Genomic DNA, 5,916 nt, shown 5'->3' on the forward strand with positions numbered 1-5,916 from the left:
TGGCGCCTTACCAGATTGAAAAAAGAGAAGCAGAGTTTGAAATTCTGGATTACGAGATCGCTTCCGAGGAGTACGGAGTGGGATTTGCAAAAGGAAATGAAGCCCTGCGTGACCAGATCCAGAAGGCGCTGGAAGAGCTGGCAGATGAAGGGACACTGGCACAGATCTCCGAAAAGTGGTTCCAGAAAGATATTACAACGATCAATCAATAAGCTTAGGGGAAGCGAAACAGGTGAGCTGTCCGAAAGATGGCTCGCCTTTCGTTTCGTAGGAAGGAGTAAGTTATGTCCGTTTCAGTCATGATTCATAAATTGATGGAGGGCATGCTGGTGTCGCTGGCAATCTTTGCCGTTACACTGGTGTTTTCTTTGCCGCTGGGACTTTTGGTGTCCTTTGGAAGGATGTCCAGAAATCCGGTGGTCCGGGGTGTATTTAAAATTTATATTTCCATTATGCGGGGAACGCCTCTGATGCTCCAGCTGATGGTCATTTATTTTGGACCCTACTATCTGCTGGGGATCCAAAACAGCTACACCTGGAAAAACATGGCGGTGGCAGTGGGCTTTGTGCTGAACTATGCAGCATATTTGCGGAGATCTACCGGGGCGGGATCGAATCGATGCCAAAGGGACAGTATGAGGCGGCAAAGATCCTGGGCTATAACAGCAGCCAGACATTTCTTCGGATCATTCTTCCCCAGGTAATGAAAAGGATCCTTCCTTCCATCACAAACGAAACGATCACGCTGGTCAAGGACACCTCTTTGGCCTTTACCATCGGCATCATGGAGATGTTCACCATTGCCAAGGCACTGGCAGCGTCCCAGACCACCATGCTTCCGTATCTGTTTGCAGGGATCTTCTATTATGTGTTTAATTTTGTAGTAGCATTCCTGATGGAAACCATCGAAAAGAAAATGAACTATTACAGTTAGGGGGGAATCAGATGAACTTATTGGAAATGCGTCATATCAGAAAAAGCTTTGACGGTGTGGAAGTGTTGAAAGATATCTCCCTGACGGTGAAGGAGGGAGAGGTATTGGGGATCATCGGACCTCCGGCTCCGGGAAATCCACGCTGCTTCGCTGCGCGACAAAGCTGGAGACTTACGACGCCGGAGAAGTGACATACGGAGGAAGCGTGGGCCTGGTCTTCCAGAATTTTAATCTTTTTCCACATTTTTCAGTGCTGAAGAATATCATGGATGCACCTATACGGGTACAGAAGAGGAACCGGGCGGAGGTAAAACAGGAGGCGGAGGAGCTTCTGGAAAAATGGGTCTGAAAGACAAGGCGAACGCCTATCCTTGCCAGCTGTCAGGCGGACAGCAGCAGAGGGTATCTATCGCGCGGGCTTTGGCTATGAAGCCGGACATCCTGTTTTTTGACGAGCCGACTTCTGCTTTGGATCCGGAGCTGACAGGCGAGATCCTGAAGGTGATCCGGCAGCTGGCGCAGGAGAAGATGACCATGGTGATCGTGACGCATGAGATGGATTTTGCAAAACATGTTTCGGATCACATTATTTTCATGGAAGAAGGATATATTGCCCTGGAAGGAAGCCCGGAGGAGGTTTTTGAGTCTTCTAATGCCAGGATTCAGGAGTTTTTAGGGAGGTTTTCCAAGAACCGGTAGAGGACAGGAAATTTTTCTCGGAGAAGCAGGATCAGAAAGGCGTGTCGCAAAAGCGGCTGCCGATTCAAATACATGGGACAAAACTAATAAGTGATGAAAATAAATTAGGTATACTAATAAATAATCACAATAGAAATAATAATCAAATACAAGACACAGGCAGGGGGAAATATTGCTTTTCCCCCTGCCTTGTATTATACTGAGAAGGCACACAAAGGGCAATGAATTCAGAAAAGGATGGGTGTTATTATGCAAAAATTAGAGCAATTGTACGAGGGAAAAGCAAAGAAAGTGTTTCGGACGGACGATCCGGATGTGGTGATCGTAGACTATAAGGATGACGCTACTGCTTTTAACGGAGAGAAAAAAGGAACAATTGTGGGGAAGGGTGTAATCAACAACCGTATGACCAATTATATTTTTCAGAAATTAGAGGAAGAGGGCGTGCCGACACACTATGTGCAGGAGCTGAGCGACCGGGAGACGGCAGTAAAGAAAGTGGAGATCGTACCTCTGGAGGTGATCGTGCGTAATGTGGCGGCAGGAAGCTTTTCCAAAAGGCTCGGGATCGAAGAGGGAACGGCCCTTCTTGCCCCGACGCTGGAGTTCAGCTACAAGGACGACGATCTGGGCGATCCTCTGATCAACGATTATATGGCGATCGCCATCGGAGCTTCCACCAGGGAAGAAATTGAAAAGATCACAGAATATACCTTTAAGGTCAACGATGTCCTGAAAGCGTTTTTCAAAGAAGCAGGGATCGAACTGATTGACTTTAAGATTGAGTTTGGGCGCTACCACGGAGAAGTGATCCTGGCAGATGAGATCTCTCCGGATACCTGCCGCCTGTGGACAGCAAGACCAGAGAAAAGCTGGATAAAGACAGATTCCGCAGGGATATGGGAAATGTGGAGGACGCTTATCAGGAAGTATTCAGAAGGATCGGAATTCAGTAAGGAGCAGAAGAATGAGTCAGGACAGATACAAAAGCCCTCTTTCCGAGAGGTACTCCAGCAAGGAGATGCAATATATATTTTCGCCTCATAAGAAATTTACCACCTGGAGAAAATTATGGGTGGCCCTGGCGGAGACAGAAATGGAACTGGGACTTCCCATTACACAAGAGCAGATCGACGAACTGAAGGCAAATGTAGAAAACATCAACTATGACGTGGCCCGGGAAAGAGAAAAGCTGGTGCGCCACGATGTGATGTCCCACGTATATGCCTACGGGGAACAGTGCCCGAAAGCCAGAGGGATCATCCATCTGGGAGCCAACTCCTGCCTATGTCGGAGACAATCACGGATATTCTCTGATCATTGCAGAAGCATTGGACTGCATCCGAATACAGGTTCTGAATTGTATCGACAGGTGCAGGATTTGGCTCCCAGATGGATGATCCCTCTGGCTTTCGGGCACTGTTCCCCGTAGGCATATACGTGGGACATCACATCGTGGCGCACCAGCTTTTCTCTTTCCCGGGCCACGTCATAGTTGATGTTTTCTACATTTGCCTTCAGTTCGTCGATCTGCTCTTGTGTAATGGGAAGTCCCAGTTCCATTTCTGTCTCCGCCAGGGCCACCCATAATTTTCTCCAGGTGGTAAATTTCTTATGAGGCGAAAATATATATTGCATCTCCTTGCTGGAGTACCTCTCGGAAAGAGGGCTTTTGTATCTGTCCTGACTCATTCTTCTGCTCCTTACTGAATTCCGATCCTTCTGAATACTTCCTGATAAGCGTCCTCCACATTTCCCATATCCCTGCGGAATCTGTCTTTATCCAGCTTTTCTCTGGTCTTGCTGTCCCACAGGCGGCAGGTATCCGGAGAGATCTCATCTGCCAGGATCACTTCTCCGTGGTAGCGCCCAAACTCAATCTTAAAGTCAATCAGTTCGATCCCTGCTTCTTTGAAAAACGCTTTCAGGACATCGTTGACCTTAAAGGTATATTCTGTGATCTTTTCAATTTCTTCCCTGGTGGAAGCTCCGATGGCGATCGCCATATAATCGTTGATCAGAGGATCGCCCAGATCGTCGTCCTTGTAGCTGAACTCCAGCGTCGGGCAAGAAGGGCCGTTCCCTCTTCGATCCCGAGCCTTTTGGAAAAGCTTCCTGCCGCCACATTACGCACGATCACCTCCAGAGGTACGATCTCCACTTTCTTTACTGCCGTCTCCCGGTCGCTCAGCTCCTGCACATAGTGTGTCGGCACGCCCTCTTCCTCTAATTTCTGAAAATATAATTGGTCATACGGTTGTTGATTACACCCTTCCCCACAATTGTTCCTTTTTTCTCTCCGTTAAAAGCAGTAGCGTCATCCTTATAGTCTACGATCACCACATCCGGATCGTCCGTCCGAAACACTTTCTTTGCTTTTCCCTCGTACAATTGCTCTAATTTTTGCATAATAACACCCATCCTTTTCTGAATTCATTGCCCTTTGTGTGCCTTCTCAGTATAATACAAGGCAGGGGAAAAGCAATATTTCCCCCTGCCTGTGTCTTGTATTTGATTATTATTTCTATTGTGATTATTTATTAGTATACCTAATTTATTTTCATCACTTATTAGTTTTGTCCCATGTATTTGAATCGGCAGCCGCTTTTGCGACACGCCTTCTGATCCTGCTTCTCCGAGAAAAATTTCCTGTCCTCTACCGGTTCTTGGAAAACCTCCCTAAAAACTCCTGAATCCTGGCATTAGAAGACTCAAAAACCTCCTCCGGGCTTCCTTCCAGGGCAATATATCCTTCTTCCATGAAAATAATGTGATCCGAAACATGTTTTGCAAAATCCATCTCATGCGTCACGATCACCATGGTCATCTTCTCCTGCGCCAGCTGCCGGATCACCTTCAGGATCTCGCCTGTCAGCTCCGGATCCAAAGCAGAAGTCGGCTCGTCAAAAAACAGGATGTCCGGCTTCATAGCCAAAGCCCGCGCGATAGATACCCTCTGCTGCTGTCCGCCTGACAGCTGGCAAGGATAGGCGTTCGCCTTGTCTTTCAGACCCATTTTTTCCAGAAGCTCCTCCGCCTCCTGTTTTACCTCCGCCCGGTTCCTCTTCTGTACCCGTATAGGTGCATCCATGATATTCTTCAGCACTGAAAAATGTGGAAAAAGATTAAAATTCTGGAAGACCAGGCCCACGCTTCCTCCGTATGTCACTTCTCCGGCGTCGTAAGTCTCCAGCTTTGTCGCGCAGCGAAGCAGCGTGGATTTCCCGGAGCCGGAGGTCCGATGATCCCCAATACCTCTCCCTCCTTCACCGTCAGGGAGATATCTTTCAACACTTCCACACCGTCAAAGCTTTTTCTGATATGACGCATTTCCAATAAGTTCATCTGATTCCCCCCTAACTGTAATAGTTCATTTTCTTTTCGATGGTTTCCATCAGGAATGCTACTACAAAATTAAACACATAATAGAAGATCCCTGCAAACAGATACGGAAGCATGGTGGTCTGGGACGCTGCCAGTGCCTTGGCAATGGTGAACATCTCCATGATGCCGATGGTAAAGGCCAAAGAGGTGTCCTTGACCAGCGTGATCGTTTCGTTTGTGATGGAAGGAAGGATCCTTTCATTACCTGGGGAAGAATGATCCGAAGAAATGTCTGGCTGCTGTTATAGCCCAGGATCTTTGCCGCCTCATACTGTCCCTTTGGCATCGATTCGATCCCGCCCCGGTAGATCTCCGCAAAATATGCTGCATAGTTCAGCACAAAGCCCACTGCCACCGCCATGTTTTTCCAGGTGTAGCTGTTTTGGATCCCCAGCAGATAGTAGGGTCCAAAATAAATGACCATCAGCTGGAGCATCAGAGGCGTTCCCGCATAATGGAAATATAATTTTAAATACACCCCGGACCACCGGATTTCTGGACATCCTTCCAAAGGACACCAAAAGTCCCAGCGGCAAAGAAAACACCAGTGTAACGGCAAAGATTGCCAGCGACACCAGCATGCCCTCCATCAATTTATGAATCATGACTGAAACGGACATAACTTACTCCTTCCTACGAAACGAAAGGCGAGCCATCTTTCGGACAGCTCACCTGTTTCGCTTCCCCTAAGCTTATTGATTGATCGTTGTAATATCTTTCTGGAACCACTTTTCGGAGATCTGTGCCAGTGTCCCTTCATCTGCCAGCTCTTCCAGCGCCTTCTGGATCTGGTCACGCAGGGCTTCATTTCCTTTTGCAAATCCCACTCCGTACTCCTCGAAGCGATCTCGTAATCCAGAATTTCAACTCTGCTTCTCTTTTTTCAATCTGGTAAGCCG

At 47.7% G+C, this 5,916-nt stretch carries 2 protein-coding genes and 8 pseudogenes; 5 read left to right on the forward strand and 5 right to left on the reverse strand.

Annotation, left to right across the window (positions count from 1 at the left end):
- From FYJ34_RS12490 to FYJ34_RS12510, 5 genes and pseudogenes are all read left to right on the forward strand, one after another.
- Positions 1 to 212: transporter substrate-binding domain-containing protein (locus FYJ34_RS12490; protein WP_154478999.1), on the forward strand; the 212-nt coding region annotated here is incomplete at its 5' end.
- A 72-nt stretch (positions 213 to 284) separates the two neighbouring features.
- A pseudogene (locus tag FYJ34_RS15445) lies at positions 285 to 934 on the forward strand (amino acid ABC transporter permease).
- Positions 935 to 945: 11 nt separating this feature from the next.
- Positions 946 to 1,633 (forward strand): annotated as a pseudogene (locus FYJ34_RS15450) (amino acid ABC transporter ATP-binding protein).
- A gap of 249 nt (positions 1,634 to 1,882) precedes the next feature.
- Positions 1,883 to 2,589, forward strand: a pseudogene (gene purC, locus FYJ34_RS12505) (phosphoribosylaminoimidazolesuccinocarboxamide synthase).
- Positions 2,590 to 2,600: 11 nt separating this feature from the next.
- Positions 2,601 to 3,000, forward strand: a pseudogene (locus tag FYJ34_RS12510) (adenylosuccinate lyase); the annotation flags it as partial.
- Here FYJ34_RS12510 and FYJ34_RS12515 read toward each other — a convergent pair.
- The 5 genes and pseudogenes from FYJ34_RS12515 to FYJ34_RS12535 form a co-directional block, all read right to left on the reverse strand.
- Positions 2,951 to 3,325 (reverse strand): lyase family protein, encoded by a 375-nt coding sequence (locus FYJ34_RS12515; protein WP_330582761.1) that lies wholly within the window; start codon positions 3,323 to 3,325, stop codon positions 2,951 to 2,953. The pseudogene FYJ34_RS12510 and the gene FYJ34_RS12515 overlap by 50 nt on opposite strands.
- Before the next feature lie 11 nt (positions 3,326 to 3,336).
- Positions 3,337 to 4,042, reverse strand: a pseudogene (gene purC, locus FYJ34_RS15455) (phosphoribosylaminoimidazolesuccinocarboxamide synthase).
- Between the two features lie 247 nt (positions 4,043 to 4,289).
- Positions 4,290 to 4,978 (reverse strand): annotated as a pseudogene (locus tag FYJ34_RS12525) (amino acid ABC transporter ATP-binding protein).
- 11 nt (positions 4,979 to 4,989) lie between these two features.
- Positions 4,990 to 5,637: pseudogene (locus tag FYJ34_RS15460) on the reverse strand (amino acid ABC transporter permease).
- A gap of 72 nt (positions 5,638 to 5,709) precedes the next feature.
- Positions 5,710 to 5,856: pseudogene (locus FYJ34_RS12535) on the reverse strand (transporter substrate-binding domain-containing protein); the annotation flags it as partial.
- Positions 5,857 to 5,916: the final 60 nt, after the last annotated feature.

The sequence above is a fragment of the Suipraeoptans intestinalis genome (assembly GCF_009696485.1).
Classification (GTDB): Bacteria; Bacillota; Clostridia; order Lachnospirales; family Lachnospiraceae; genus Suipraeoptans; species Suipraeoptans intestinalis.

Bases quoted from the DNA above. Each gene is read 5' to 3' on its own strand.
- FYJ34_RS12515 (WP_330582761.1), bottom strand. From the start codon at position 3,325: ATGAGTCAGGACAGATACAAAAGCCCTCTTTCCGAGAGGTACTCCAGC.